We start from the raw sequence: 26,460 nt of genomic DNA, 5'->3' as shown, positions 1-26,460 counted from the left end.
TCAGATCACCTCCGGGGCGAGCGACACGATCTTCATGAACTTCTTGTCGCGCAGCTCGCGGCCCACCGGGCCGAAGATGCGCGTGCCACGGGGCTCGCCGTCGTTCTTGAGGATGACGGCCGCGTTCTCGTCGAAGCGGATGTACGAGCCATCGGGGCGACGGGACTGCTTGCGGGTGCGGACCACCACGGCCTTGACGACGTCGCCCTTCTTGACGTTGCCGCCGGGGATGGCGTCCTTCACGGTGGCGACGATGGTGTCGCCGATGCCTGCGTAACGGCGTCCGGAACCACCGAGAACACGGATGGTCAGGATCTCCTTCGCACCGGTGTTGTCGGCGACCTTGAGCCGCGACTCCTGCTGGATCACTTGTATCTCCTTGCGTCGCGCCGGTTCTCCCCCGAGTCGGGCGAGCCTTGCGGAACGGTTGAAACGGTCATCCCGGGGACGCTTACCCCTCCCCCTGGGCGTGCTCCTCCACCGCGCAGTCCTCCGCCGCATGTTCAGACAGCGGCGGGGTCTTTGGGCGGATCGGCGCGCAGGGCAGGGCCGAGGCGGATCCGGGACGGTCGTGCGCTTCCCTCGGCACACAGGATGGATGGTCCTGCCAACAAAGGGCGCACGAACAGCCAATGGTAGCGCAGAAGGCCGCCCCGTGCCAGTGCACGGAGCGGCCTCCCACAACACGCCCGGGTCGGTCCCGGGCGGGGATCACTTGGCGCGCTCGACGATCTCGACGAGGCGGAAGTGCTTGTCGGCGGACAGCGGGCGCGTCTCGACGATGAGCACGCGGTCGCCGACGCCGGCGGTGTTGTCCTCGTCGTGCGCCTTGACGCGCTTCGAGGTCTTCATCACCTTGCCGTACAGGGCGTGCTTCTTGCGGTCCTCGACCTCGACGACGATGGTCTTGTCCATCTTGTCGGAGACGACGACGCCGCGCAGCGACTTGCGGTAGTTGCGCTCCTCGACGGGAGCGGCGGTCTGCTCGGTCACTTGGCAGCCTCCTCGTTCTTCTCGGCGCCGGCCGTCTCGACATCACCACGGATGCCGAGCTCACGCTCGCGCAGGATCGTGTAGATGCGCGCGATGTCGCGCTTGACGGCCTTCAGGCGGCTGGAGTCCTCCAGCTGGCCGGTGGCGGCCTGGAAGCGCAGGTTGAACAGCTCCTCCTTGGAGGACTTCAGGGCCTCCAGCAGACGGGCGTTGTCCATCCCGTCCAGGGACTCGACGTTCAGATCCTTGGTACCGATGGCCATGGGATCACTCACCACCCTCTCGACGGATGATTCGGGCCTTGAGCGGCAGCTTGTGGATGGCCAGGCGGAGCGCCTCGCGGGCGACCTCCTCCGAGACACCCGAGAGCTCGAAGAGCACGCGGCCGGGCTTGACGTTGGCGACCCACCACTCGGGCGAGCCCTTGCCGGAGCCCATGCGGGTCTCGGCGGGCTTCTTGGTCAGCGGGCGGTCCGGGTAGATGTTGATCCAGACCTTGCCGCCACGCTTGATGTAGCGGGTCATGGCGATACGCGCGGCCTCGATCTGACGGTTGGTCACATAGGCCGGGCTCAGCGCCTGGATGCCCCACTCGCCGAAGGTGACGGTGGTGCCGCCCTTGGCCATGCCGGAGCGCTTGGGGTGGTGCTGCTTACGGTGCTTGACGCGACGAGGGATCAGCATCAGGCGTTGCCTCCTTCAGCGGGAGCGGCGGCCGACTGCTCGGCGCCGGCGCCGGCGTTCTCCTGGCGGGGAGCGCGCTCGGCACGGTCATTGCGACGACGGCGCTCGCCGCCGCCGGGGCCACGACGCTCGCCGCCGCGGCCGCGGCCGGAGGGCTGCGCGGCCTCCTTGGCCGCGAGCTCCTTGGCGGTGAGGTCGCCCTTGTAGATCCACACCTTCACGCCGATGCGGCCGTAGGTGGTCTTCGCCTCAAACTTGCCGAAGTCGATGTTCGCGCGGAGGGTGTGCAGCGGCACGCGGCCCTCGCGGTAGAACTCCGAACGGCTCATCTCGGCGCCGCCCAGGCGGCCGGAGCACTGGATGCGGATGCCCTGGGCGCCCGCACGCATGGCCGACTGGATGGCCTTCTTCATGGCGCGGCGGAAGGCCACGCGGGAGGCGAGCTGCTCGGCGACGCCCTGGGCCACCAGCTGCGCATCGGTCTCGGGGTTCTTGACCTCGAGGATGTTCAGCTGGATCTGCTTGCCGGTGAGCTTCTCGAGCTCGCCGCGGATGCGGTCGGCCTCGGCACCGCGGCGGCCGATCACGATGCCCGGGCGGGCGGTGTGGATGTCGACGCGCACGCGGTCACGGGTGCGCTCGATCTCCACCTTGGAGATGCCGGCGCGCTCCATGCCGTCGGTCATGAGCTCGCGGATCTTCACGTCCTCCTTGAGGAAGTCCGCGTAGCGCTGGCCCTCCTTGTGGGAGTCGGCGAACCAGTGCGAGACGTGATCCGTGGTGATGCCGAGGCGGAACCCGTTGGGGTTGATCTTCTGACCCATTGTCAGTTGCCACCCTTCTCGTCCTGGGAAGCGACGACCACGGTCACGTGGCTCGTGCGCTTGTTGATGCGGTAGGCGCGGCCCTGTGCACGGGGCTGGAACCGCTTCATGGTCGGGCCCTCGTCCACGAAGGCCTCGGTGATGTACAGGGCGTCCTCGTTGAAGGCGACGCCCTCACGGTCGGCCTTGACGCGGGCGTTCGCCACCGCGGAGGCCACCAGCTTGTACACCGGCTCCGAAGCGCCCTGCTGGGCGAACTTCAGGATGGCCAGTGCTTCGGTGGCCTGCTTGCCACGGACCAGGTCGACGACGCGCCGGGCCTTCATCGGCGTCACGCGCAGGTGGCGCGCAATTGCCTTGGCTTCCATTGCTTCTCTCTTTCGATTCTCTCGAAGGTCAAGCGTGCTGTGCCGTCAGGCTCAGCGGCGCTTGCCCTTCTTGTCGTCCTTCACGTGGCCGCGGAACGTCCGGGTGGGGGCGAACTCGCCGAGCTTGTGGCCCACCATGGACTCGGTGACGAACACCGGGACGTGCTTGCGCCCGTCGTGCACGGCGATGGTGTGACCCAGCATGTCCGGGATGATCATCGACCGGCGGGACCAGGTCTTGATGACGTTCTTGCTGCCCTTCTCGTTCTCGGCCAGAACCTTGAGGTACAGGTGCTGGTCGACGAAGGGGCCCTTCTTCAGGCTGCGAGGCATGTCTTCTCAGCTCCCTTATCGCTTGTTCTTGCCGGTGCGGCGGCGACGCACGATGAGCTTGTCGCTTTCCTTGTTCGGGCGGCGCGTGCGGCCCTCAGGCTTGCCGTTGGGGTTGACCGGGTGGCGACCACCGGAGGTCTTGCCCTCACCACCGCCGTGGGGGTGGTCCACGGGGTTCATGACGACACCGCGGACGGTCGGGCGGACGCCCTTCCAGCGCATGCGGCCGGCCTTGCCCCAGTTGATGTTGGACTGCTCGGCGTTGCCGACCTCGCCCACGGTGGCGCGGCAGCGCACGTCGACGTTGCGGATCTCGCCGGAGGGAAGGCGCAGCTGCGCGTACTTGCCCTCACGGGCGACCAGCTGGATGGAGGCGCCGGCGGAGCGGGCCATCTTGGCGCCGCCGCCGGGACGCAGCTCCACGGCGTGGATCGTGGTGCCCACGGGGATGTTGCGCAGCGGCAGGTTGTTGCCGGGCTTGATGTCGGCGTTCGGGCCGGCCTCGACCACGTCGCCCTGCTGCAGCTTGGCCGGGGCCAGGATGTAGCGCTTGGCGCCGTCCGCGTAGTGCAGGAGCGCGATGCGGGCGGTGCGGTTGGGGTCGTACTCGATGTGCGCGACGGTGGCGGGCACGCCGTCCTTGTCGTGACGACGGAAGTCGATCAGACGGTACTGGCGCTTGTGACCGCCGCCCTTGTGGCGGGTGGTGATGCGGCCGGTGTTGTTGCGGCCGCCGGTCTTGTGCAGCGGACGGAGAAGGGACTTCTCCGGCGTGGACCGGGTGATCTCTGCGAAGTCGGCCACGGACGAGCCGCGGAGGCCCGGGGTGGTCGGCTTGTACTTACGGATAGCCATGGGTGTCTTCCTCGATTAAGTGGTCTCCGCGTCGCCTCAGGAGGCGAGCGGACCTCCGAAGATGTCGATGGTGGCGCCGTCCTTGAGCGACACGATCGCGCGCTTGGTGGACTTGCGCTGACCCCAGCCGAAGCGGGTGCGGCGACGCTTGCCCGGACGGTTCAGGGTGTTGACCGAGGCCACGGACACATCGAAGATGCGCTCGATCGCCTGCTTGATCTCGGTCTTGTTGGAGCGCGGGTCGACGAGGAAGGTGTACTTGCCCTCGTCGATCAGGCCGTAGCTCTTCTCCGACACGACGGGAGCAATGATCACGTCGCGGGGATCCTTGTTGATGGAGCCGCTCACTGGGCATCCTCCTTCTTGGCGCCGGAGGCCTGGGCCACGTACGCCTCGTAGGCGACCTTGGTGAACACGACGTCGTCGGAGACGAGGACGTCGTAGGTGTTCAGCTGGTCGGCGTACAGGGTGTGGACCGCCGGAAGGTTGCGGGCGGACAGCGCGGTGAGATCGTCGGCGCGGTCGATGACCAGCAGGACGTTCTTGCGGCCCGTGTTCAGGGACTCGAGACCGGCCTTGGCCGCCTTCGTGGACGGCGTGGTGCCGGACACGAGGGCCTCGATGACGTGGACGCGGCCGTTGCGGGCGCGGTCCGACAGGGCGCCGCGGAGGGCGGCGGCCTTCATCTTCTTGGGGGTGCGCTGCGAGTAGTCGCGCGGCGTCGGTCCGTGGACGATGCCACCGCCGGTCATGTGCGGGGCGCGGATCGAGCCCTGACGGGCGCGGCCGGTGCCCTTCTGCTTGAACGGCTTGCGGCCGGCGCCGGAGACCTCGCCGCGGCGCTTCACCTTGTGGGTGCCCTGGCGGGCGGCGGCGAGCTGGGCGACGACGACCTGGTGCATGAGCGGGACGTTGGCCTGCACGTCGAAGATCTCGGCGGGCAGCTCGACCTGGACGGTCTTCACGGTGTTCTCAGCCATGGTCTCAGGCTCCCTTCACGGCGCTGCGGACGAGCACGACCTGGCCCTTGGAGCCGGGCACCGCGCCCTTGATCAGCAGGAGGTTGTTCTCCACGTCGATGCCGTGGAGGGTCAGGTTCATGGTGGTCTGACGCACCGCGCCCATGCGACCGGGCATGCGCTGGCCCTTGAACACGCGCGCCGGGGTGGACGCGCCGCCCACGGAGCCGGGCTTGCGGTGGTTCTTGTGGGCGCCGTGGGACGCGGAGACGCCGGCGAAGCCGTGGCGCTTCATGGCGCCGGCGAAGCCCTTGCCCTTGGTGGTGCCCACGACGTCGACCTTCTGGCCGGCCTCGAAGACCTCGACGGTGACGTCCTGGCCGAGGGTGTACTCGGCGGCGTCGGCGGTGCGCAGCTCGACGAGGTGACGGCGGGGGGTCACGCCGGCCTTCTCGAAGTGACCGGCCAGCGGCTTGGTCACGCGGCGGGGGTCGATCTGGCCGTAGGCGATCTGCACGGCGGTGTAGCCGTCGGTCTCCTCGGAGCGCAGCTGGGTGACGACGTTGGCGTCTGCCTGGACCACGGTCACGGGGATGAGCTTGTTGTCCTCATCCCAGACCTGGGTCATGCCGAGCTTCGTGCCCATCAGGCCCTTGACGTTCTGGGTGTTGGTCATAGTCTCTCAGCACCTCCCTCTCAGAGCTTGATCTCGATGTTGACGTCCGCGGGCAGGTCCAGTCGCATGAGCGAGTCGACGGCCTTGGGAGTCGGGTCGATGATGTCGATGAGCCGCTTGTGGGTGCGCATCTCGAAGTGCTCGCGGCTGTCCTTGTACTTGTGGGGAGAACGGATAACGCAGTACACGTTCTTCTCCGTCGGCAGCGGCACGGGGCCCACCACCGTCGCGCCTGCGCGCGTGACCGTGTCAACGATCTTGCGGGCCGAGACGTCGATGACCTCGTGGTCGTACGACTTCAGCCGGATGCGGATCTTCTGTCCCGCCATGGCGTCACGCCTCTCTTGTCGGGTGTGCTGTTCCTGTCCCTGTTCGGACGCCCCGGAGGGCGGCCCTCTTGTTCCTTCCCGCGCGGGGCGAATCCGGTTCCACCGGGTTCCTCGCCTCCGCCGGCCTCCGGTCCACGCGGTCGGGCGTGTCGCCCTTCTGCCGGGCGCGCGCCGCGGGTGCGGACGGAGGGGAGGAGTCACATCTGGGCCACGCGGCCGCCTCGAGACATGTGGACGGCTGCGCATAGGCGCTTGAGCAACTTGACAAGTATGTCAGACATGCCCGCCGCGCGCCAGTCGGGGGCGAGTGCCCTCCCTCACCCCGGCGCGCGGGGGATCAGCGGGAGAACCACTCCGTGGGCGGACCCGCGCGCAGCAGCAGCGAGAACACGACCACGACCGCCACGAGGACCGCCAGGGCAGACACCCGGGGTCGCCGGAGGACCGTCCGCAGCAGGCGGTCCGTCGCCGAAGTCCGGCCCGCCTCCTCGAGGACACGCCACCGGGGCGCCGGTTCGCCGCGGCGCAGGAGGGCCCGTTCCATGGGGACTGTCATGTAGGGCACGACCGCCGAGCCCAGGGCGAGGAGGCCACGCCCGACGCCCCAACGGCCGTCGATCCACACGGCGACGACGACGGCGGCGTAGCAGAGGAAGACGAAGCCGTGGACGCCGCCGGCGGCCGGCATGAGCGCGGCGGTCACTCCCCCGTACTTCAGGGCCATCGCAAGCAGCAGCAGAGTCCAGGTGGCCATCTCCGCGACGGCGGTGGCGCGATACAGCGACCGGGGTCCGGGCACCCTCATCGCTCCAGCCGTCCGCCGCGCTCGGCCCGCCGGATGCGACGGGCGCGCTCGATCTCGGGGGCGAAGGCGCGCCGCGCCCAGAGTCCCCCGGCGACGACGGCGGCGATGACGACCAGCGCGATGAGCCATTCCATGCCCACCAGCCTACCGGGCCCTCGGGGGCGACGAAGGACCCCCGCCTCCCTCACGGGAGACGGGGGTCCTCAGGTGCGGCGCTCAGCGCGCCGCGGCCGGAGCCGTCAGATCACTTGTTGATCTTGGTGACGCGGCCGGAGCCCACGGTGCGGCCACCCTCGCGGATGGCGAAGCCGAGGCCCTCCTCCATGGCGATCGGCTGGATGAGCTCGACCGACATCTCGGTGGTGTCGCCGGGCATGACCATCTCGGTGCCCTCGGGCAGCGTGATGACGCCGGTGACGTCGGTGGTGCGGAAGTAGAACTGCGGACGGTAGTTCGAGTAGAACGGGTTGTGACGGCCGCCCTCGTCCTTGGACAGGATGTACACGTTCGCCTCGAAGTCGGTGTGCGGGGTGATGGAGCCCGGCTGCACGACGACCTGGCCGCGCTCGACGTCGTCACGCTTCAGGCCGCGGAGCAGCAGGCCGCAGTTCTCGCCGGCCCAGGCCTCGTCGAGCTGCTTGTGGAACATCTCGATGCCCGTCACGGTGGTCTTCTGCACGGGGCGGATGCCCACGATCTCGACCTCGGAGTTGATGGCGAGGGTGCCGCGCTCGGCGCGACCGGTCACCACGGTGCCACGGCCGGTGATGGTGAAGACGTCCTCGATCGGCATGAGGAACGGCTTGTCCTTGTCGCGGACCGGATCCGGGATGTACTCGTCCACGGCGTCCATGAGGTCCTCGACGGACTTGACCCACTGGGCGTCGCCCTCGAGGGCCTTCAGGCCGGAGGTGCGGATGACCGGAGCCTCGTCGCCGTCGAACTCCTGGGAGGACAGCAGCTCGCGGACCTCCATCTCGACGAGCTCGAGGAGCTCCTCGTCCTCGACCATGTCGGACTTGTTCAGGGCCACCAGCAGCGCCGGCACGCCGACCTGGCGGGCCAGGAGCACGTGCTCGCGGGTCTGGGCCATCGGGCCGTCGGTGGCGGCGACCACGAGGATCGCGCCGTCCATCTGCGCGGCGCCGGTGATCATGTTCTTGATGTAGTCGGCGTGACCGGGGGCGTCCACGTGGGCGTAGTGACGCTTGTCGGTCTGGTACTCCACGTGGGAGATGTTGATGGTGATGCCGCGCTGACGCTCCTCCGGAGCGGAGTCGATGGACGCGAAGTCACGCTTCTCGTTCAGGTCCGGGTACTTGTCGTACAGGACCTTCGAGATCGCAGCGGTGAGAGTGGTCTTGCCGTGGTCAACGTGGCCGATGGTGCCGATGTTGACGTGCGGCTTGGTCCGCTCGAACTTTGCCTTTGCCACAGGTTCCTCCTAAAGAACTGTTTCCTCGTCAAGAAGACTGCTCAGCCACGGGTGACGAGCTGACAACTCGGCGAGTCTACTTGGCGGATGCGGGGTTGGTGAAATCCGGCGATTTCGAGGACCAGTCCGGCTCCAGGCCGTCGAGACCGCGGAAGCGGACCGGACCTGACCGTCCTGCACCCGCCCCGGCGCGCCGGGCGCCGGGTCGGGGGTCCTCCGGGGGCGGTGGGCACTGCCCCCGGAGGACAGGTCGTGCTCTCAGAGCGGGTGACGCGAGGTCACTCCCCCTGAGACTTCTGGATGATCTCGTCGGCCACGTTCTTCGGGACCTCGGAGTAGGAGTGGAAGGTCATCGAGTAGACCGCGCGGCCCTGGGTGCGGGAGCGCAGGTCGCCGATGTAGCCGAACATCTCGGACAGCGGCACGAGGGCGTTGACCACCTTGACGCCGGTGGCGTCCTCCATGGACTGGATCTGGCCGCGGCGGGAGTTCAGGTCGCCGACCACGTCGCCCATGAACTCCTCGGGGGTGCGGACCTCGACGGCCATGAGCGGCTCGAGCAGGACCGGGTTGGCCTTGCGCACACCCTCCTTGAACGCCTGCGAGCCGGCGATCTTGAACGCCATCTCGGAGGAGTCGACGTCGTGGTAGGCGCCGTCGAGCAGGGTGGCCTTCACGCCGACCATCGGGTATCCGGCCAGCACGCCGAACTGCATGGCGTCCTGGATGCCCGCGTCCACGGAGGGGATGTACTCGCGGGGCACGCGGCCACCGGTCACGGCGTTCTCGAACTCGTAGACCTCGCCCTCGGCGGTGTCCAGCGGCTCGAAGGAGAGCTGCACCTTGGCGAACTGGCCGGAGCCGCCGGTCTGCTTCTTGTGCGTGTAGTCGACCTTGTCGACCTTGCGCTTGATGGTCTCGCGGTAGGCGACCTGGGGCTTGCCCACGTTCGCCTCGACCTTGAACTCGCGGCGCATGCGGTCCACGAACACGTCCAGGTGGAGCTCGCCCATGCCGCCGATCTCGGTCTGGCCGGTCTCGTCGTTGAGGTTGACGCGGAACGTCGGGTCCTCGGCGACGAGCTTCTGGATGGCGGTGGAGAGCTTCTCCTGGTCACCCTTGGTCTTCGGCTCGATGGCCACGGAGATCACAGGCTCCGGGAAGGTCATCGACTCGAGGATGATCGGGTTCTGCGGGTCGCAGAGGGTGTCACCCGTGGTGGTGTCCTTCAGGCCGATCACGGCGTAGATGTGGCCGGCGACGACCTCATCCACCGGGTTCTCCTTGTTGGCGTGCATCTGGAAGAGCTTGCCGATGCGCTCCTTCTTGCCCTTGGTGGCGTTGAGGATCTGCGCACCGCCCTCCAGGCGGCCGGAGTACACGCGGATGAAGGTCAGCGTGCCGAAGAACGGGTGCGAGGCGATCTTGAACGCCAGCGCGGAGAACGGGGCCTCCTTGGAGGGCTCGCGCTCCAGGACCTGCTCCTCGTCGCCCACGGCGTGGCCCTTCACGGCACCGGCGTCCAGCGGGTTCGGGAGGTAGGCCACGACGGCGTCGAGCATCGGCTGCACGCCGCGGTTCTTGAACGCGGAGCCGCAGAAGACCGGGTAGGCCTCGGCGTTCACGGTGAGCTGACGCACGCCGGCGACGATCTCCTCCTCGGAGATCTCCTCGCCCTCGAGGTACTTCTCCATGAGCTCCTCGGAGGTGTCCGCGACGGCCTCCAGCAGCTGGGTGCGGTACTCCTCGGCCTTCTCCTGGAGGTCGGCCGGGATCTCCTGCGTCTCGTACTCCGCGCCCATGGTCACGTCGCCCTTGGCGTCGCCCGGCCACACGAAGGCCTTCATGGTGAGCAGGTCGACGACGCCGATGAAGTCGCTCTCGGAGCCGATGGGCAGCTGCATCACGAGCGGCTTGGCGCCGAGGCGCTTCACGATGGTGTCCACGGTGAAGTAGAAGTCCGCGCCGAGCTTGTCCATCTTGTTGACGAAGCAGATGCGGGGGACGTTGTACTTGTCCGCCTGGCGCCACACGGTCTCGGACTGGGGCTCCACGCCCTCCTTGCCGTCGAAGACCGCGACGGCGCCGTCGAGCACGCGCAGGGAGCGCTCGACCTCGACCGTGAAGTCCACGTGGCCGGGGGTGTCGATGATGTTGATCTGGTTGTTCTTCCAGAAGCAGGTCACCGCGGCGGAGGTGATGGTGATGCCGCGCTCCTTCTCCTGCTCCATCCAGTCGGTGGTGGACGCGCCGTCGTGCGTCTCGCCCAGCTTGTGGTTGACACCCGTGTAGAACAGGATGCGCTCGGTGGTGGTGGTCTTGCCGGCATCGATGTGGGCCATGATGCCGATGTTGCGGACCTTGTTCAGGTCGGTCAGCACGTCCTGTGCCACGGTGTCTCCCTTGCTCGGGTGGTGTGGGGGTCTCGTGAGGTGGATGCGGGTCGACGGCGCGGGCCCTCAGGCCCGCGCCGTCGTCGGCCCGGTGCGCCGGCCGGCACACCGGGTCGGACGGATCACCAGCGGTAGTGGGCGAACGCCTTGTTGGCCTCGGCCATCTTGTGGGTGTCCTCGCGACGCTTGACGGCGCCGCCCAGACCGTTCGAGGCGTCCAGGATCTCGTTCATCAGACGCTCGGTCATGGTCTTCTCGCGACGGGCCTTGGAGAAGCCCACGAGCCAGCGGAGCGCGAGGGCGGTGGAGCGGCCCGGCTTGACCTCGACCGGCACCTGGTAGGTGGCGCCGCCGACGCGGCGGGAGCGGACCTCGAGGGCCGGCTTGATGTTGTCCATGGCCTTCTTGAGCGTGGCCACGGGATCGGCGCCGTTCTTGGCGCGGACACCCTCGAGGGCGCCGTAGACGATGCGCTCGGCGGTGGACTTCTTGCCGTCGATCAGCACCTTGTTGATCAGCTGGGTGACCAGGGGCGAGCCGTAGACCGGGTCGACGACGAGGGGGCGCTTCGGGGCGGGACCCTTACGAGGCATTACTTCTTCTCCTTCTTGGCGCCGTAGCGGGAGCGGGCCTGGCCGCGGTTCTTCACGCCCTGCGTGTCGAGCGCGCCGCGGACGATCTTGTAGCGCACGCCCGGCAGGTCCTTCACGCGGCCGCCGCGCACGAGCACGATCGAGTGCTCCTGCAGGTTGTGGCCCTCGCCCGGGATGTACGCGGTGACCTCGACGCCGCCGTTGAGGCGGACGCGGGCGACCTTGCGCAGCGCGGAGTTCGGCTTCTTGGGGGTCGTGGTGTACACGCGGGTGCACACGCCACGACGCATGGGGTTGCCCTGCAGTGCAGGGGCCTTGGTCTTGACGACCTTCGGTGAGCGGCCCTTGCGGACCAGCTGCTGAATCGTAGGCACTCTCCAGCCTTCCTGTTCTGTGATCGCTGACGTGACGGACCGGCCTCGGGGGGCGGTCCTGCTCGTTCCTCGGCTCTGCCGCTTCCGGGAGCTCGAGTCGAGCGAACGTCCGCAGGCGTGCAAAAGTGTGGCATCTGTCGCGCAACAACCCCGCGACCGGACCGAGTCCACTCTGCCACTTGGAAAAACAATCTCGCCCAGCATAGCACGCACCCTCGGGCGCTCCAACAGGGCCGACCGTATAGTGGGCGCCGTGACTGAACAGACTCCCGACGCCCCGCACCCCTCCCCCGCGCCGCCGTCCGCGACGGGGGGCCCCGCGCCCGCCGCCCCGCCCGTCGGGCCGCTGACCGTCCGACCCATCACCGAGGCGGAGCACGTCGAGGTCCTGCGGCGCCACCCGGGCGCCTCCTTCCTCCAGAACCCCCGCTGGGCCCGCGTGAAGACGGACTGGAGCGGCCAGTCGCTCGGGTTCGAGGCCGACGGCCGCCTCGTGGGCGCCGCCCTCGTCCTGGGCCGCCGCCTCCCCGTCCCCGGCCGCACCCCGCTCCTGGGCCGCTCGTTCCTCGCCTACGTGGCGGAGGGCCCCGTGCTCGACGCCGGCGTGGACGTGGTCGAAGCCCTCGCCGCTCTCGTCGCGGAGCTGCACGCGCAGGGCGCGTTCCTCGTGCGGGTGGCCCCGCCCGGCGTCGTCCGGCGCTGGGACGCGGACACCGTGCGCAAGGCGCTGCCGGACCCGGCGCACCGCATGCTCACCGACCTCGAGCCCGCCGAGGAGCACGCCGACGCGCTGGAGCTCGAGCGCCGCCTGCGCGAGGCCGGCTGGCGCGCCCCCGAGGTGCTGCCCGGCTTCTCCGCCGGCCAGCCGATGTTCCAGGCTCGGATCCCCCTGGAGGGTCTCGACGAGGAGGGCGTGCTCGCCCGCATGTCCGGATCCAGCCGCAAGCGCACCCGCCGGTCGCTCCGCAACGACCTGGACGTCGTCGTGGGCGGCCCCGAGCGCCTGGACGAGTGGGAGGCCCTGCAGGACGAGACCGCCGAGCGCGACGGCTTCACGGGCCGCCGCAAGGAGTACTTCGCCCGCCTCATGGACGAGCTGGGCGGCTCCGAGCTGGCCGACGTGACCTACTATCTGGCCGAGTACCAGGGCGATCCCGTCGCCGCCGCGTTCCACTTCCGCCAGGGCCACGTCTGCTGGCGCCCGTACTCCGCCTCCTCCCAGAAGGAGCGCAAGCGCGACGCCCCGCGCCTGCTCGAGTTCGAGCAGATCCGCCAGGGCATCGCGGACGGCTGCCACTGGCTGGACCTGGGCGGCGTGCCCGGCTCCGTGGACTCCGAGGACCGCATCACCGGCCTCACCGAGTTCAAGACGACGCAGGGCGCGGACATCGTGCAGACGCACGGGGAGTGGGACTTCCCGCTCCACAAGACGCTCGCCCACGCGTTCGGCCTGTACATGTCCCGCCGCTGAGTCCGGGCACCCCGGTCCCCCGGCACAGACGAGGAGGCCCCCGACGGATCGGAATCCGTCGGGGGCCCCCTCGTGCACGGGCCGCACCGATGGGGATGCGGCCCGCGGGGCCGGCCCCGGCTCACGCCGGGGCCGACGCCGGATCAGGCGCGGAAGTCGCCGCCCCGGCCGTAGTCGTCCAGGGACACCGCGTGGAACTCGGCCTCGCCCAGCGGCTGGTCCAGGCCCGGGTAGTCGAAGTCCGCGAAGCCGACCGGCGCGGCGAACAGGTTCGCCTTGGCCTCCTCCGTGGGCTCGACCGTGGTCTGGGTGTACCGGTCCAGGCCCGTGCCGGCCGGGATCAGCTTGCCGATGATCACGTTCTCCTTGAGGCCCAGCAGCGGATCCTCCTTGCCCTCCATGGCCGCCTGCGTCAGGACACGGGTGGTCTCCTGGAAGGACGCGGCGGACAGCCACGAGTCCGTGGCCAGCGAGGCCTTGGTGATGCCCATCAGCTCGTCACGGCCGGCCGCGGGCTGCTTGCCCTCGGCGACCGCGGCGCGGTTCGCCGCCACGAACCGGGAGCGGTCCGTGAGCTCGCCCGGCAGCAGATCGGTCTCGCCCGACTCGATGACGGTGATGCGGCGCAGCATCTGGCGGACGATGACCTCCACGTGCTTGTCGTGGATGCCCACGCCCTGGGACTGGTACACGTCCTGCACCTCCTGAACGAGGAAGCGCTGGGCGGCACGCGGGCCGAGCACGCGCAGGACCTGCTTGGGGTCCACGGCGCCGGCCACGAGCTGGGTGCCCACGGCCACGTGCTCGCCGTCGGCCACCAGCAGGCGGGCGCGGCGCAGCACCGGGTAGGCGATCTCCTCGGAGCCGTCGTCCGGGGTGAGGATCAGGCGCACGGACGCGTCCGTGTCCTCGATCGTCACGCGGCCGGCGACCTCGGAGATCGGTGCCACGCCCTTCGGGGTGCGAGCCTCGAAGAGCTCCTGGATGCGGGGCAGACCCTGCGTGATGTCGTCCGCGGAGGCGACGCCGCCGGTGTGGAACGTGCGCATGGTCAGCTGCGTGCCGGGCTCGCCGATCGACTGCGCGGCGATGATGCCCACGGCCTCGCCGATGTCCACCAGCTTGCCGGTGGCCATGGAGCGGCCGTAGCACTTGGCGCAGGTGCCGACGGCGGACTCACAGGTGAGCACGGAGCGGACCTTGATCTCGGTCACGCCGGCGGCCACGAGCTCGCCGATGAGGACGTCGCCCACGTCGGCGCCGGCCTCCGCGAGGACGGTGCCGTCCTCGGCCGTGACGGCCTGGGCCAGGGTGCGCGCGAAGGCCGAGTTCTCGACCTGCTCGCGCACGACGAGCTCGCCGTCGTGGTTCGGCTCGGCGATCGTCACGGACAGGCCGCGGCCGGTGCCGCAGTCGTCCTCGCGCACGATCACGTCCTGGGACACGTCCACGAGACGACGGGTCAGGTAGCCCGAGTTCGCCGTCTTGAGGGCGGTGTCCGCCAGGCCCTTGCGGGCGCCGTGGGTGGCCGAGAAGTACTCGAGCACCGACAGGCCCTCGCGGTAGGAGGACTTGATCGGGCGCGGGATGATCTCGCCCTTCGGGTTGGCCACCAGGCCGCGGATGCCCGCGATCTGGCGCACCTGGAGCCAGTTGCCTCGGGCGCCGGAGGACACCATGCGGTTGATGGTGTTCAGCTCGGACAGGCCCGCCTTCATGGCCGCGGCGACCTCGTCGGTGGCCTTGTTCCAGATGTCGATCAGCTCGGAGCGGCGCTCGTCGTCCGCGATCAGGCCCTTGTCGTACTGGGCCTGCACGCGCTGCGCCTGGTCCTCGTAGCCCTGCATGATCGAGGCCTTGTCGAAGTCGGACGTGATGTCGGAGATCGCCACGGTCACGCCGGACCACGTGCCCCAGTGGAAGCCCGCGTCCTTGAGGTTGTCGAGGGTCTGGGCGGTGACGACCATCGGGTAGCGCTCGGCGAGGTCGTTGACCAGCTGGCCGAGGGTGCCCTTGGTGGCCTGGGTGTCCAGCCACGGGTAGTCGGCCGGCAGCAGGTCGTTGAAGATGACCTTGCCCAGGGTGGTCTCGATGAGCGCGACCTCACCCTCGGTCCAGCCCTCCGGGGCGGCCACGGCGGCCGACGGCACGAAGCCCTCGACGCCGATGGTCGCCGGCGCGTTCAAGTGCAGCTCGCCGTTGTCGAAGGCCATGACGGCCTCGCCCACGGTGGCGAACTGACGGCCCGCGCCCTTCCCCTCGGCCCGCACCGTGGTGAGGTGGTTCAGGCCGATGATCATGTCCTGGGCCGGCACGGCGACGGCGCGGCCGTCCGAGGGCTTCAGGATGTTGTGGCTCGAGAGCATCAGCAGACGGGCCTCGGCCTGCGCCTCCGGGGAGAGCGGCAGGTGCACGGCCATCTGGTCGCCGTCGAAGTCCGCGTTGAACGCCGAGCAGACGAGCGGGTGCAGCTGCAGGGCCTTGCCCTCGACGAGCTGCGGCTCGAACGCCTGGATGCCGAGGCGGTGCAGGGTGGGGGCGCGGTTCAGCAGCACCGGGTGCTCGGAGATGACCTCCTCGAGCACGTCCCACACCTGCGGGCGGAAGCGCTCCACCATGCGCTTGGCGGACTTCACGTTCTGGGCGTGGTTGAGGTCCACCAGACGCTTCATCACGAACGGCTTGAACAGCTCGAGCGCCATCTGCTTCGGCAGGCCGCACTGGTGCAGCTTGAGCTGCGGGCCCACCACGATGACCGAGCGGCCCGAGTAGTCCACGCGCTTGCCGAGCAGGTTCTGGCGGAAGCGGCCCTGCTTGCCCTTGAGCATGTCGGACAGCGACTTCAGCGGGCGGTTGCCCGGACCGGTGACCGGGCGGCCGCGGCGGCCGTTGTCGAACAGGGAGTCCACGGCCTCCTGGAGCATGCGCTTCTCGTTGTTCACGATGATCTCGGGCGCGCCGAGGTCGAGCAGTCGCTTCAGGCGGTTGTTGCGGTTGATCACGCGACGGTACAGGTCGTTGAGGTCGGAGGTCGCGAAGCGGCCGCCGTCCAGCTGCACCATGGGGCGCAGCTCCGGCGGGATCACCGGGACGGCGTCCAGGACCATGCCCTCGGGCGAGTTGTCCGTGGTGAGGAACGCGTTGACGACCTTCAGGCGCTTCAGGGCGCGGGTCTTGCGCTGGCCCTTGCCGGTCTTGATGGTCTCGCGCAGGAGCTCGGACTCGGCGGCGAGGTCGAAGGTCTGGAGGCGACGCTGGATCGCCTCCGCGCCCATCGAGCCCTCGAAGTACGCGCCGAACTTGTCCCGCATGGCGCGGTACAGGCCCTCGTCGCCCTCGAGGTCGGCGACCTTGAGGTTCTTGAAGCGGTCCCAGACCTGGGCCTTGCGGTCCAGCTCGGCGTCCGCGCGCTTGCGGATCTGGGCCATGGTCTTGTCCGCGGCGTCGCGGGCCTTCTTCTTCTCGGCGGCCTTGGCGCCCTCGGCCTCGAGCTTGGCGAGGTCCTTCTCGAGGTCGGCGGCGACGGCGGCGATGTCGGCGTCGCGCTGGTCCTCGAGGACGCGGGTCTCCTGGTCGTGCTCCGCCTGGAGGTTCGGCAGGTCGCGGTGACGCGCCTCCTCGTCGACGGACGTGATCATGTACGCCGCGAAGTAGATGACCTTCTCGAGGTCCTTCGGGGCGAGGTCCAGCAGGTACCCGAGGCGCGAGGGCACGCCCTTGAAGTACCAGATGTGGGTGACGGGGGCGGCCAGCTCGATGTGGCCCATGCGGTCGCGGCGGACCTTCGAGCGGGTCACCTCGACGCCGCAGCGCTCGCAGATGATGCCCTTGAAGCGCACGCGCTTGTACTTGCCGCAGGCGCACTCCCAGTCGCGGGTCGGGCCGAAGATCTTCTCGCAGAAGAGCCCGTCCTTCTCCGGCTTCAGGGTGCGGTAGTTGATGGTCTCGGGCTTCTTGACCTCGCCGTAGGACCAGCGGCGGATGTCGTCCGCGGTGGCCAGGCCGATGCGCATCAGGCCGAAGGGGTTTTCAGTGGTCATGCTCCGGTGAACTCCTTGGTTCCGTGGTTCTCAGAGGACGTCTGTGGGAGAGGGAGAGGATCAGACCTCTTCGACCGAGCTCGGCTCGGCGTGGGACAGGTCGATGCCCAGCTCCTCCGCGGCGCGGTACGTCTCGTCCTCCGCGTCACGCATCTCGATGGTCTGGCCGTCGGCCGAGAGCACCTCGACGTTCAGGCAGAGGGACTGCATCTCCTTGATGAGCACCTTGAAGGACTCGGGGACGCCCGGCTCGGGGATGTTCTCGCCCTTGACGATCGCCTCGTAGACCTTCACGCGGCCGTGGATGTCGTCCGACTTGATGGTCAGCAGCTCCTGGAGGGTGAACGCGGCGCCGTACGCCTCCAGCGCCCACACCTCCATCTCGCCGAACCGCTGGCCGCCGAACTGGGCCTTTCCGCCCAGCGGCTGCTGCGTGATCATCGAGTACGGGCCCGTGGAGCGCGCGTGGATCTTGTCGTCCACCAGGTGGTGCAGCTTCAGCATGTACATGTAGCCCACGGACACGGGGTCCGGGAACGGCTCGCCCGAGCGGCCGTCGAACAGCTGCGCCTTGCCGGTGGTGCCCATGAGGCGGTCGCCGTCGCGCGTCTTGTTCACGTGACCCAGCAGACCCGTGATCTCGTACGCCTCGGCGCCGTCGAACACCGGGGTGGCGACGTTCACCGGACCGGACTGCCGCGGGAAGTCCGGCAGGTCCTTGATCCACTCGGGCTCGCCCTCGATGTCCCAGCCGCGGGAGGCGGCCCAGCCGAGGTGGATCTCCATGACCTGGCCGAGGTTCATGCGGCCGGGCACGCCGAGCGGGTTCAGCACGACGTCGACCGGGGTGCCGTCCGCCAGGAACGGCATGTCCTCGAGGGGCAGGATCTTGGAGATGACGCCCTTGTTGCCGTGGCGGCCGGCCATCTTGTCGCCGTCGGTGATCTTGCGCTTCTGCGCCACGTAGACGCGCACCAGCTGGTTGACGCCCGGGGGCAGGTCGTCGTCCTCGTCGCGGTCGAAGATGCGCACGCCGATGACGGTGCCGGACTCGCCGTGGGGCACCTTCAGGGAAGTGTCGCGCACCTCGCGGGACTTCTCGCCGAAGATGGCGCGCAGCAGGCGCTCCTCCGGGGTCAGCTCCGTCTCGCCCTTCGGGGTGACGCGGCCGACCAGGATGTCGCCGGCCTCCACTTCGGCGCCGATGTGGATGATGCCGCGCTCGTCGAGCTGGGACAGCACCTCCTCGGACACGTTCGGGATGTCGCGGGTGATCTCCTCGGCGCCCAGCTTGGTGTCGCGGGCGTCGACCTCGTGCTCCTCGATGTGGATCGAGGTGAGGACGTCGTCGGAGACCATGCGCTGGGAGAGGATGATCGCGTCCTCGTAGTTCAGGCCCTCCCAGGGCATGAACGCGACGAGGAGGTTCTTGCCGAGCGCGAGCTCGCCGTTGTCGGTGGCGGGGCCGTCGGCGATGATCGACAGCCGCTCCACGCGATCGCCCTCGGAGACGCGCACCCGCTGGTTGTAGGCGTTGCCCTGGTTCGAGCGTGAGAACTTCATGATCGGGTAGTGCGTGGTGGAGCCGTCGTCGTTCATGACGGTCACCAGGTCCGCGGCCACCTCGGTGACGACGCCCGGCTGGGCGGCGGTCACGGAGTCGCCGGCGTCCACGGCCACGTACTTCTCCATGCCGGTGCCCACGTAGGGGGCCTCGGACTGGAGCAGCGGCACGGCCTGGCGCTGCATGTTCGCGCCCATGAGCGCGCGGTTCGCGTCGTCGTGCTCGAGGAACGGGATCAGGGCGGTCGCCGCGGACACCATCTGGCGCGGGGACACGTCCATGTAGTCGATGTCGTCCACGGTGGACAGCACAGGCTCGCCGCCGCCGCCGCGCTGACGGCAGAGCACGAGCTCCTCGACGAAGCGGCCGTCCTCGTCCACCGGCGCGTTGGCCTGGGCGATCTGGAAGGCGAGCTCGTCGTCGGCGGTGAGGTAGTCCAGCTGGTCGGTGACGCGGCCGTCGACGACGCGGCGGTACGGGGTCTCGATGAAGCCGAACGGGTTGATGCGTCCGAAGGTGGCCAGCGAGCCGATCAGGCCGATGTTCGGGCCTTCCGGGGTCTCGATGGGGCACATGCGGCCGTAGTGCGACGGGTGGACGTCGCGGACCTCCATGCCGGCGCGGTCGCGGGAGAGGCCGCCCGGGCCCAGCGCGTTCAGGCGACGCTTGTGCGTCAGTCCGGCCAGCGGGTTGTTCTGGTCCATGAACTGGGACAGCTGGGAGGTGCCGAAGAACTCCTTGATCGCCGCCACGACGGGGCGGATGTTGATCAGGGTCTGCGGGGTGATCGCCTCGACGTCCTGGGTGGTCATGCGCTCGCGCACGACGCGCTCCATGCGAGACAGGCCGGTGCGGATCTGGTTCTCGATCAGCTCGCCGACCGCGCGGATGCGGCGGTTGCCGAAGTGGTCGATGTCGTCGACCTCGACGCGCACCTCCACGGGCTCGCCGTCGCGGGCGCCCTTGATCGTCTTCTCGCCGGCGTGCAGCGCGGCGATGAAGTGCACCATCTGGACGATGTCGTCCTCGGTGAGCACGGAGGCGTTCGGATCGCCGAGGTGCACGTCCACGCCCAGCTTGCGGTTGAGCTTGTAGCGGCCCACCTTGGCCAGGTCGTAGCGCTTCGCCGTGAAGTACAGGTTGTTCAGCAGGTTCTGCGCCGCGTCGACGGCCGCGGGCTCGCCCGGGCGCAGCTTGCGGTAGATGTCGAGCAGGGCCTCGTTCTGGTCCGCGGTGCCGTCCTTCTCCAGGGTGGCGCGGATGGAGTCGTACTGGCCGAACTCCTCGAGGATCCGGGACTCGGTCCAGCCCAGGGCCTTGAGCAGCACGGTCACGGGCTGCTTGCGCTTGCGGTCGAGGCGGACGCCGACCTGGTCGCGCTTGTCCACCTCGAGCTCGAACCAGGCGCCGCGGGAGGGGATGATCCTGGCGGAGAAGATCTCCTTGTCCGAGGTCTTGTCCGGGGTGCGCTCGAAGTAGGCGCCCGGGGAGCGGACCAGCTGGGAGACGACGACGCGCTCCGTGCCGTTGATGATGAACGTGCCGTTGCGGGTCATCAGCGGGAAGTCGCCCATGAAGACGGTCTGCTGCTTGATCTCACCGGTCGTGTTGTTCATGAACTCGGCCTTGACGTACAGCGGGGCGGCGAAGGTCGCGTCGCGGTCCTTGCACTCCTCCTCCGTCATCTTCGCGTCCGCGAACTCCGGATCGGAGAAGGACAGGGACATGGTGCCCTGGAAGTCCTCGATCGGGGAGATCTCCTCGAAGATGTCGGTCAGGCCCGACGTCACGGAGACGGAGTGGTCGTCGGCGGCGACGGCCGCGTCCACGCGGGCGGCCCAGCGCTCATTGCCGATCAGGCGGTCGAACGACTCGGTCTGCAGCGCCAGCAGATCCGGCACGTCCAGCGGCTCATGGATCTTGGCGAAGGAGATGCGTCCGGCCGAGGCGGCGGAGCGGGGGGAGACGGCAGCGGTTTCGTTGGAGGTGCTCGAGGCGACCACGTAGGATCCTTCCACAGGACTGCAGGGTTCCGGTCAGCCTCCCCCGCTGCGAGGCATCAGGACCGGGCCCACCGCTATATGAAGGCCGCGCAGTCCCTCCCGTCGTCACCCGTTTCCGAGCACGCTGGGACAGGGGAGGTGCAAAGAACCATCCTAACCCGGGGTTCCACCCTCGTCCACCCCCTCCACGGTGATCCCGCGCACCCGTCGGCGCCCCCTCCCCCACGACGACCGGACCCCCGTCCGATCCGCGCGGGGCGGGTCGGACGGGGGTCCGGTGAAGCGGGATCGCGGCTCAGGCCGCGGTCGTCACTTGAGGGTGACGGTGGCGCCGGCGCCCTCGAGCTGCTCCTTGGCCTTCTCGGCGGTCTCCTTGTTGACGCCCTCGAGGATCGGCTTGGGGGCGCCGTCGACGAGGTCCTTGGCCTCCTTCAGGCCGAGGGAGGTCAGGGCGCGCACCTCCTTGATGACGCCGATCTTCTTGTCGCCGGCGGCCTCGAGGATGACGTCGAACTCGTCCTTCTCCTCGGCGGCGGCGGCATCGCCACCGGCGGGGGCGCCGGCGGCGGCCATCGCCACGGGGGCGGCGGCGGTGACGTCGAACTTCTCCTCGAACGCCTTGATGAACTCGGACAGCTCGATGAGGGTCAGCTCCTCGAACGCGGCGAGCAGCTCTTCGGTGGTCAGCTTGGCCATGATGGCTCCTTTACGTGTACGACGTGTGTACGTGTGAAAGTGGGTGGGCCGTGCAGCCCGGGTGGGGGCTGCGTCAGGCAGCCTGGTCCTGCTGGGCCCGGAGGGCCTCGACCGTGCGGGCGGTCTTCGACAGCGGGGCCTGGAACAGGGCGGCGGCCTTGGACATGCTGCCCTTCATCGCGCCGGCGAACTTGGCCAGCAGCACCTCGCGGGACTCGAGGTCCGCGAGCTTCTCGATGCCGGCCTCGTCCAGGGGCTGGCCATCCATGTAGCCGCCCTTGAGCACGAGCTTGTCGTGGTCCTTGGCGAAGTCACGCAGCGCCTTCGCGACGGTGACCGGGTCACCGGTCACGAACGCGATCGCGGTGGGGCCGGCCAGGTGGGCGTCGAGGCCCTCCACGCCGGCTTCCTTCGCCGCGATCTCGGTGAGCGTGTTCTTCGCCACGGAGTAGGTCGCATCCTGACGGATGGAGTCGCGGAGCTGCTTGAGCTCGGACACCGTCAGACCACGGTATTCCGTGAGAACAGCGGCGCTCGAGCTGCGGAACAGGTCCGTCAGCTCGGCCACCGCCGACTCCTTCGCGGACGTCGCCATGGCACTCCTCTCGGTGGTTCTGGGGACCGCCTGGGGCCTCACACGAGAAACGCCCCGTGCAGATGCACGGGGCGCGACATGACGCGGACGCCGTCTCCGGGGAGAGGCGCCGACATGGGGCTCAGCTGCACCTGCGCGGGCCGCCTCCATCAGGAGGGCCTTCGACAGGCGCGAGGAGCGGAAGCTCATCGACCTGCGACCGGCGGTCTTCGGTGCTCTCATCGTACACGGTCGATCGGCCGCCGCCAAATCTCCCGGCGGCCACGCGCGGAGCCCCGGGACGCGGCGACGGCCGGCCGCCCCGAGCGGGGCGACCGGCCGTCGCGGTGCGCGGCGTGCGCCGCGTGCCGGACCTGTCAGGCCTGGGCCTCGTCCTTCGGCGGGGCGGCGTTCGGATCCATCTGGACGCCGGGGCCGAAGGTGGTGGCCACGGTGGCCTTGGAGATGTAGCGGCCCTTGGAGGAGGACGGCTTCAGGCGAAGCACCTCCTCGAGGGCGGCGGCGTAGTTCTCCACCAGCTGGTTGGCCTCGAAGGAGGTCTTGCCGATGATGAAGTGCAGGTTCGAGTGCTTGTCGACGCGGAAGTCGATCTTGCCGCCCTTGATGTCGGCCACGGCCTTGGCCACGTCCGGGGTCACGGTGCCGGTCTTGGGGTTCGGCATCAGGTTGCGGGGGCCGAGGACCTTGCCCAGGCGGCCGACCTTGCCCATGAGCTCCGGGGAGGCCACGGCGGCATCGAAGTCGGTCCAGCCGTCGGCGATCTTGGCGATCAGGTCGTCGTCGCCCACGTGGTCCGCGCCGGCGGCGCGGGCGGCCTCGGCGCGCTCACCGGTGGCGAACACGACGACGCGGGCGGTCTTGCCGGTGCCGTGGGGCAGGCTCACGGAGCCGCGCACCATCTGGTCGGCCTTGCGGGGGTCGACCGACAGGCGGAGGGCGACCTCCACGGTGGCGTCGGTCTTGGAGGGGTTCGTCTCCTTGGCGAGGGCGATCGCCTCCGCCGGGGCGTAGACGGTGTCCCCGATCGCGGCCTTGGCCGCCTTGTATGCCTTGCTGCGCTGTGCCATCTGCTCTGTTCTCCTTGTGCAGTCGTGGTCTGTGTGGGCCGCGCTCGGCCCTGCCACTGGGAAGGGTGGGGGGGGTGGGCGTCAGCCCTCGACGGTGATGCCCATGGAGCGGGCGGTGCCGGCGATGATCTTGGCGGCGGCCTTCACGTCGTTGGCGTTCAGGTCCTCCATCTTGGACTGGGCGATCTCCTCGCACTGCGCCTGGGTCAGGGTGCCGACCTTGGCGGTGTGGGGGGTCGAGGAGCCCTTCTGGACGCCCGCGGCCTTCTTGATCAGCTCGACGGCCGGCGGGGTCTTGGTGATGAAGGTGAACGACCGGTCCTCGTACACGGTGATCTCGACCGGGATCACGTTGCCGCGCTGGGCCTCGGTGGCGGCGTTGTAGGCCTTGCAGAACTCCATGATGTTCACGCCGTGCTGGCCGAGGGCCGGACCGATGGGCGGGGCCGGGTTGGCCGCGCCGGCCTGGATCTGAAGCTTGATCAGACCGGCGACCTTCTTCTTGGGAGCCATGAGTGGATCCTTCTCTCACTGGGGGACCCGCGACGCAGGAGCGCACCGCGGAGGGTGGCCGCCGTGGCGCGGCGGCCGGGACCGCTCCCCACCGGCAGGCGGCCGGCGCGGGGCGGAAGACTGGGGGTCCTCAGATGACCTTGGTCACCTGGTTGAAGGACAGGGTCACGGGGGTCTCGCGCTCGAAGATGGACACGAGCACCACCAGCTGCTGGGTCTCCGGCTTAATCTCGGAGATCGTGGCCGGGAGGGTCTCGAACGGGCCGTCGTCCACGGTGACGGACTCGCCGACCTCGAAGTCGACGTGGATGGCCGGGGCGCCCGCCGCGCCGGACTCGGCGACGGCGACCGGGACCAGGCCGGCCTTCTCGGCCTCGCGCACGGCCTCCTGGACCACGGAGGGGGCGAGCATGTCGTACACCTCGTCCAGGGTCAGGGGCTGCGGGTGGTGGGCGTCGTTGCCCACGAAGCCGGTGACGCCGGAGGTGTGGCGCACGACGCCCCACGAGGCGTCGTCGAGGTCCATGCGGACCAGCACGTAGCCGGGGATGCGGACGCGGGAGACGATCTTGCGGGTCGTGTTCTTGATCTCCACGACCTCCTCCATGGGCACCTCGATCTCGTAGATCGAGTCCTCCATGTCCTGGGTCTGGATGCGCGCCTCGAGGTTCGTCTTCACGCGCTTCTCGTAGCCCGCGTAGGTGTGGACGACGTACCAGTCGCCCGGCTGACGGCGCAGGCGGGTGCGCAGCTGCTCGGCGGCCTCGACGTCGGGCTGGGCGGGCGCCTGCCCGGCGGCGTCGAGCTCCTCGGCGGAGGGGGCCTCCGCGGCGTCCTGGTCACCCTCGGCGATCGCGAGGTCGGCCTCCTGCACGGTCTGCTCGGCCTCCTCCGCGGCGGTGTCCTCCACGGGGGCCTCGAGCGCGGTGGAGTCCTCCGCGACGGCGGTCTCCTCGACGTCCTGACGATCCAGTTCCTGCTCGGACACGGCTTCCTGCTTTCTGCTCACGGGGCTCGGACGGCCCGCGACGGGCCGGTGCGGACGGGTGCTGCGCGTGCCGGCCGCCGCTCTCCCGCCGGGCGGGCGCCTCAGGCGGGGCCCGCTCCGAACAGCAGACCCGCCAGGGTGCCGAACACCCAGTCGAGCCCCATGACCAACAGGATCATGACGGCCACGAAGGCGAGCACCACGCCGGTCATCTTCAGGAGCTCGTCGCCGGTGGGGGTGACCACCTTGCGGAGCTCGTCGAGGACCTGGCGCAGGAACAGCGCGATCCGACCGAACGGCCCGCGGCGACGGGACTCGGGCCCGGAAGCCGAGCTCCCGTGGTTCGCCGTCATCTCAGTCACGTGGCCTCACTCGATCGGATCGCCGGAACGCTGACACGTCCAGTGCCGGACACGAGGTCCGGCACCGAGCAGGGCAGACAGGACTCGAACCTGCAACCTGCGGTTTTGGAGACCGCTGCGCTACCAATTGCGCCACTACCCTAGGCTGCCGCGTCCGTGGCCCGGGGAATCCCGGGCACCGTCCCGCGGTACCGAGGATCCAGGATACGCCATGACGCGCGCGCCGTCGAACCGGGCGGGCACGTCGGCCCCCGACGGCGGTTCAGTAGGCTGGCCCCACGGCCGGCGCGTCCGCGTCCGGCGCCCTCCCGAGCAGATGAGGAAGGTCCCCATGGCCACCCCCGCCCACCGCGTCTCCGCGCGACTCTCCGCGATCGCCCCCTCGGCCACGCTCGCCGTCGACGCCAAGGCCAAGGCGCTGAAGGCGGCCGGCCGGCCCGTCATCGGCTTCGGGGCCGGGGAGCCCGACTTCCCCACCCCGGACTACATCGTGGAGGCGGCCGTCGCCGCCGCCCGGGACCCGAAGAACCACCGCTACTCCCCCGCGGCCGGACTGCCCGAGCTGCGCGAGGCGATCGCCGCCAAGACCCTCCGGGACTCCGGAGTGGAGCTCGACGCCTCCCAGGTCCTGGTGACCAACGGCGGCAAGCAGGCCGTCTACAACGCCTTCGCCGCACTGCTCGACCCGCAGGACGAGGTCCTCGTCCCCTCCCCCTTCTGGACCACCTACCCCGAGGCCATCCGCCTCGCCGGCGGCGTCCCCGTGGACGTGTTCGCCGGGCCCGATCAGGGCTACAAGGTGACCGTGGACCAGCTCGAGGCCGCCCACACCGAGCGCACGAAGGTCCTGCTGTTCGTCTCCCCGTCCAACCCCACCGGCGCCGTGTACTCCCCCGAGGAGACCCGGGCGATCGGCGAGTGGGCCCTCGCGAAGGGCCTGTGGGTCGTCACCGACGAGATCTACGAGCACCTCACCTACGACGGCGTGCCCTTCACCTCCATCCTGAAGGCCGTCTCCGGCCTCGCCGAGCAGGGCGTGATCCTCAACGGCGTCGCCAAGACCTACGCCATGACGGGCTGGCGCGTGGGATGGCTCGCGGGCCCCCTCGACGTCGTCAAGGCCGCCACGAACCTGCAGTCCCACGCGACCTCCAACGTGGCCAACGTGTCCCAGCGCGCCGCCCTGGCCGCCGTGGCCGGGCCGCTGGACGCGGTCGAGGAGATGAAGACCGCCTTCGACCGCCGCCGCCGCGCCATGGTCGAGGCCTTGAACCGCGTCCCCGGCTTCCACTGCCCGACCCCCGAGGGCGCCTTCTACGCCTACGTGGACGTGCGCGAGGCCCTCGGCCGCACCTACACGGGCGGCGTCACCCCCGCCACCTCGGCCGAGCTGGCCGACTTCATCCTCGACCAGGCCGAGGTCGCCGTGGTGCCGGGCGAGGCCTTCGGCCCGTCGGGCTACCTGCGCCTGTCCTACGCGCTCGGCGACGAGGACTTGGCCGAGGGCGTCGAGCGCATCCGGGCCCTCCTCTCCGCCTGA

General features: G+C 69.5%; 28 protein-coding genes and 1 tRNA gene. 2 read left to right on the top strand and 27 right to left on the bottom strand.

Going from position 1 to position 26,460, the window contains the following annotated elements; translation table 11 throughout:
- From rplN to rpsL, 18 genes are all read right to left on the bottom strand, one after another.
- A complete protein-coding gene (rplN, locus tag KW076_RS05515; RefSeq protein ID WP_224356584.1) occupies positions 1-369 on the bottom strand; it encodes a 50S ribosomal protein L14 in 369 nt (122 codons plus the stop codon).
- 342 nt (positions 370-711) lie between these two features.
- Entirely contained in the window at positions 712-993 is a 282-nt protein-coding gene (rpsQ, locus tag KW076_RS05510) for a 30S ribosomal protein S17 (RefSeq protein ID WP_224356583.1), read from the bottom strand.
- Entirely contained in the window at positions 990-1,256 is a 267-nt protein-coding gene (rpmC, locus tag KW076_RS05505; protein ID WP_239237997.1) for a 50S ribosomal protein L29, read from the bottom strand. The genes rpsQ and rpmC overlap by 4 nt, the downstream gene beginning before the upstream one ends.
- A gap of 4 nt (positions 1,257-1,260) precedes the next feature.
- Positions 1,261-1,677 carry a 50S ribosomal protein L16 gene (gene rplP / locus KW076_RS05500; protein WP_224356582.1) on the bottom strand — a complete coding sequence of 139 codons (417 nt, stop codon included), beginning with the start codon at positions 1,675-1,677 and terminating at the stop codon, positions 1,261-1,263.
- Complete coding sequence (gene rpsC, locus KW076_RS05495) at positions 1,677-2,501, bottom strand: 30S ribosomal protein S3 (RefSeq protein ID WP_224356581.1); 825 nt, start codon at positions 2,499-2,501, stop codon at positions 1,677-1,679. Before rpsC ends, rplP begins: the two co-directional genes overlap by 1 nt.
- Before the next feature lie 2 nt (positions 2,502-2,503).
- Positions 2,504-2,869: a 50S ribosomal protein L22 gene (gene rplV / locus KW076_RS05490; RefSeq protein ID WP_224356580.1), complete on the bottom strand. Its 366-nt coding sequence runs from the start codon at positions 2,867-2,869 to the stop codon at positions 2,504-2,506.
- Between the two features lie 51 nt (positions 2,870-2,920).
- Entirely contained in the window at positions 2,921-3,202 is a 282-nt protein-coding gene (rpsS, locus tag KW076_RS05485; protein ID WP_010080387.1) for a 30S ribosomal protein S19, read from the bottom strand.
- Positions 3,203-3,217: 15 nt separating this feature from the next.
- On the bottom strand, positions 3,218-4,057 hold the full coding sequence (gene rplB, locus KW076_RS05480; RefSeq protein WP_224356579.1) for a 50S ribosomal protein L2: 840 nt from the start codon (positions 4,055-4,057) through the stop codon (positions 3,218-3,220).
- Between the two features lie 36 nt (positions 4,058-4,093).
- Complete coding sequence (rplW, locus tag KW076_RS05475) at positions 4,094-4,405, bottom strand: 50S ribosomal protein L23 (RefSeq protein WP_224356578.1); 312 nt, start codon at positions 4,403-4,405, stop codon at positions 4,094-4,096.
- The gene (gene rplD, locus KW076_RS05470) at positions 4,402-5,037 is read right to left on the bottom strand and encodes a 50S ribosomal protein L4 (protein WP_224356577.1); all 636 of its coding nucleotides are present in this window, start codon (positions 5,035-5,037) and stop codon (positions 4,402-4,404) included. Before rplD ends, rplW begins: the two co-directional genes overlap by 4 nt.
- A gap of 4 nt (positions 5,038-5,041) precedes the next feature.
- Positions 5,042-5,692, bottom strand: a complete 651-nt coding sequence (gene rplC / locus KW076_RS05465) for a 50S ribosomal protein L3 (RefSeq protein WP_224356576.1) — start codon at positions 5,690-5,692, stop codon at positions 5,042-5,044.
- A 20-nt stretch (positions 5,693-5,712) separates the two neighbouring features.
- Positions 5,713-6,021, bottom strand: a complete 309-nt coding sequence (rpsJ, locus tag KW076_RS05460; RefSeq protein ID WP_002857463.1) for a 30S ribosomal protein S10 — start codon at positions 6,019-6,021, stop codon at positions 5,713-5,715.
- Between the two features lie 337 nt (positions 6,022-6,358).
- On the bottom strand, positions 6,359-6,826 hold the full coding sequence (locus KW076_RS05455) for a DUF3817 domain-containing protein (protein ID WP_224356575.1): 468 nt from the start codon (positions 6,824-6,826) through the stop codon (positions 6,359-6,361).
- On the bottom strand, positions 6,823-6,960 hold the full coding sequence (locus KW076_RS05450) for a hypothetical protein (protein WP_224356574.1): 138 nt from the start codon (positions 6,958-6,960) through the stop codon (positions 6,823-6,825). Before KW076_RS05450 ends, KW076_RS05455 begins: the two co-directional genes overlap by 4 nt.
- A gap of 110 nt (positions 6,961-7,070) precedes the next feature.
- Complete coding sequence (gene tuf, locus KW076_RS05445) at positions 7,071-8,261, bottom strand: elongation factor Tu (RefSeq protein WP_224356573.1); 1,191 nt, start codon at positions 8,259-8,261, stop codon at positions 7,071-7,073.
- Positions 8,262-8,539: 278 nt separating this feature from the next.
- Entirely contained in the window at positions 8,540-10,654 is a 2,115-nt protein-coding gene (gene fusA, locus KW076_RS05440) for an elongation factor G (RefSeq protein ID WP_224356572.1), read from the bottom strand.
- Between the two features lie 122 nt (positions 10,655-10,776).
- On the bottom strand, positions 10,777-11,247 hold the full coding sequence (gene rpsG, locus KW076_RS05435; protein ID WP_224356571.1) for a 30S ribosomal protein S7: 471 nt from the start codon (positions 11,245-11,247) through the stop codon (positions 10,777-10,779).
- Positions 11,247-11,621: a 30S ribosomal protein S12 gene (gene rpsL / locus KW076_RS05430; RefSeq protein ID WP_224356570.1), complete on the bottom strand. Its 375-nt coding sequence runs from the start codon at positions 11,619-11,621 to the stop codon at positions 11,247-11,249. Before rpsL ends, rpsG begins: the two co-directional genes overlap by 1 nt.
- A gap of 253 nt (positions 11,622-11,874) precedes the next feature.
- On the opposite strand from rpsL, the gene KW076_RS05425 reads away from it, so the two are divergent.
- Positions 11,875-13,092, top strand: coding sequence for a lipid II:glycine glycyltransferase FemX (locus KW076_RS05425; RefSeq protein ID WP_224356569.1), 1,218 nt, complete (start codon positions 11,875-11,877; stop codon positions 13,090-13,092).
- A gap of 143 nt (positions 13,093-13,235) precedes the next feature.
- Here KW076_RS05425 and KW076_RS05420 read toward each other — a convergent pair whose 3' ends face one another.
- The 9 genes from KW076_RS05420 to KW076_RS05380 all read right to left on the bottom strand — a co-directional run bounded on the left by KW076_RS05420 (position 13,236) and on the right by KW076_RS05380 (position 25,062).
- On the bottom strand, positions 13,236-17,132 hold the full coding sequence (locus KW076_RS05420) for a DNA-directed RNA polymerase subunit beta' (RefSeq protein ID WP_224356568.1): 3,897 nt from the start codon (positions 17,130-17,132) through the stop codon (positions 13,236-13,238).
- A 60-nt stretch (positions 17,133-17,192) separates the two neighbouring features.
- Positions 17,193-20,699, bottom strand: a complete 3,507-nt coding sequence (gene rpoB / locus KW076_RS05415) for a DNA-directed RNA polymerase subunit beta (RefSeq protein ID WP_224356567.1) — start codon at positions 20,697-20,699, stop codon at positions 17,193-17,195.
- Between the two features lie 309 nt (positions 20,700-21,008).
- Positions 21,009-21,395, bottom strand: coding sequence for a 50S ribosomal protein L7/L12 (gene rplL / locus KW076_RS05410; RefSeq protein ID WP_224356566.1), 387 nt, complete (start codon positions 21,393-21,395; stop codon positions 21,009-21,011).
- A gap of 73 nt (positions 21,396-21,468) precedes the next feature.
- Entirely contained in the window at positions 21,469-21,990 is a 522-nt protein-coding gene (gene rplJ / locus KW076_RS05405) for a 50S ribosomal protein L10 (protein ID WP_224356565.1), read from the bottom strand.
- Positions 21,991-22,346: 356 nt separating this feature from the next.
- The gene (gene rplA / locus KW076_RS05400) at positions 22,347-23,057 is read right to left on the bottom strand and encodes a 50S ribosomal protein L1 (RefSeq protein ID WP_224356564.1); all 711 of its coding nucleotides are present in this window, start codon (positions 23,055-23,057) and stop codon (positions 22,347-22,349) included.
- An 81-nt stretch (positions 23,058-23,138) separates the two neighbouring features.
- Positions 23,139-23,570, bottom strand: a complete 432-nt coding sequence (rplK, locus tag KW076_RS05395; protein ID WP_224356563.1) for a 50S ribosomal protein L11 — start codon at positions 23,568-23,570, stop codon at positions 23,139-23,141.
- A 130-nt stretch (positions 23,571-23,700) separates the two neighbouring features.
- On the bottom strand, positions 23,701-24,558 hold the full coding sequence (gene nusG / locus KW076_RS05390) for a transcription termination/antitermination protein NusG (protein WP_224356562.1): 858 nt from the start codon (positions 24,556-24,558) through the stop codon (positions 23,701-23,703).
- A gap of 101 nt (positions 24,559-24,659) precedes the next feature.
- A complete protein-coding gene (gene secE / locus KW076_RS05385; protein WP_224356789.1) occupies positions 24,660-24,911 on the bottom strand; it encodes a preprotein translocase subunit SecE in 252 nt (83 codons plus the stop codon).
- A 78-nt stretch (positions 24,912-24,989) separates the two neighbouring features.
- Positions 24,990-25,062, bottom strand: a tRNA-Trp gene (locus KW076_RS05380).
- A 189-nt stretch (positions 25,063-25,251) separates the two neighbouring features.
- Here KW076_RS05380 and KW076_RS05375 point away from each other — a divergent pair.
- A complete protein-coding gene (locus KW076_RS05375) occupies positions 25,252-26,460 on the top strand; it encodes a pyridoxal phosphate-dependent aminotransferase (protein WP_224356561.1) in 1,209 nt (402 codons plus the stop codon).

The sequence above is a fragment of the Micrococcus porci genome (genome assembly GCF_020097155.1).
GTDB lineage: Bacteria > Actinomycetota > Actinomycetes > Actinomycetales > Micrococcaceae > Micrococcus > Micrococcus porci.
Note: the sequence above shows the minus strand (reverse complement) of the source record. Positions and strands in the feature narration are given on the sequence as shown.

Bases quoted from the DNA above. Each gene is read 5' to 3' on its own strand.
- rpmC (WP_239237997.1), bottom strand. From the start codon at position 1,256: ATGGCCATCGGTACCAAGGATCTGAACGTCGAGTCCCTGGACGGGATG.
- rplP (WP_224356582.1), bottom strand. From the start codon at position 1,677: ATGCTGATCCCTCGTCGCGTCAAGCACCGTAAGCAGCACCACCCCAAG.
- rpsC (WP_224356581.1), bottom strand. From the start codon at position 2,501: ATGGGTCAGAAGATCAACCCCAACGGGTTCCGCCTCGGCATCACCACG.
- rplV (WP_224356580.1), bottom strand. From the start codon at position 2,869: ATGGAAGCCAAGGCAATTGCGCGCCACCTGCGCGTGACGCCGATGAAG.
- rpsS (WP_010080387.1), bottom strand. From the start codon at position 3,202: ATGCCTCGCAGCCTGAAGAAGGGCCCCTTCGTCGACCAGCACCTGTAC.
- rplB (WP_224356579.1), bottom strand. From the start codon at position 4,057: ATGGCTATCCGTAAGTACAAGCCGACCACCCCGGGCCTCCGCGGCTCG.
- rplD (WP_224356577.1), bottom strand. From the start codon at position 5,037: ATGGCTGAGAACACCGTGAAGACCGTCCAGGTCGAGCTGCCCGCCGAG.
- rplC (WP_224356576.1), bottom strand. From the start codon at position 5,692: ATGACCAACACCCAGAACGTCAAGGGCCTGATGGGCACGAAGCTCGGC.
- rpsJ (WP_002857463.1), bottom strand. From the start codon at position 6,021: ATGGCGGGACAGAAGATCCGCATCCGGCTGAAGTCGTACGACCACGAG.
- KW076_RS05455 (WP_224356575.1), bottom strand. From the start codon at position 6,826: ATGAGGGTGCCCGGACCCCGGTCGCTGTATCGCGCCACCGCCGTCGCG.
- KW076_RS05450 (WP_224356574.1), bottom strand. From the start codon at position 6,960: ATGGAATGGCTCATCGCGCTGGTCGTCATCGCCGCCGTCGTCGCCGGG.
- rpsG (WP_224356571.1), bottom strand. From the start codon at position 11,247: ATGCCTCGTAAGGGTCCCGCCCCGAAGCGCCCCCTCGTCGTCGACCCG.
- KW076_RS05420 (WP_224356568.1), bottom strand. From the start codon at position 17,132: ATGACCACTGAAAACCCCTTCGGCCTGATGCGCATCGGCCTGGCCACC.
- rplL (WP_224356566.1), bottom strand. From the start codon at position 21,395: ATGGCCAAGCTGACCACCGAAGAGCTGCTCGCCGCGTTCGAGGAGCTG.
- rplJ (WP_224356565.1), bottom strand. From the start codon at position 21,990: ATGGCGACGTCCGCGAAGGAGTCGGCGGTGGCCGAGCTGACGGACCTG.
- rplA (WP_224356564.1), bottom strand. From the start codon at position 23,057: ATGGCACAGCGCAGCAAGGCATACAAGGCGGCCAAGGCCGCGATCGGG.
- rplK (WP_224356563.1), bottom strand. From the start codon at position 23,570: ATGGCTCCCAAGAAGAAGGTCGCCGGTCTGATCAAGCTTCAGATCCAG.
- secE (WP_224356789.1), bottom strand. From the start codon at position 24,911: ATGACGGCGAACCACGGGAGCTCGGCTTCCGGGCCCGAGTCCCGTCGC.
- KW076_RS05375 (WP_224356561.1), top strand. From the start codon at position 25,252: ATGGCCACCCCCGCCCACCGCGTCTCCGCGCGACTCTCCGCGATCGCC.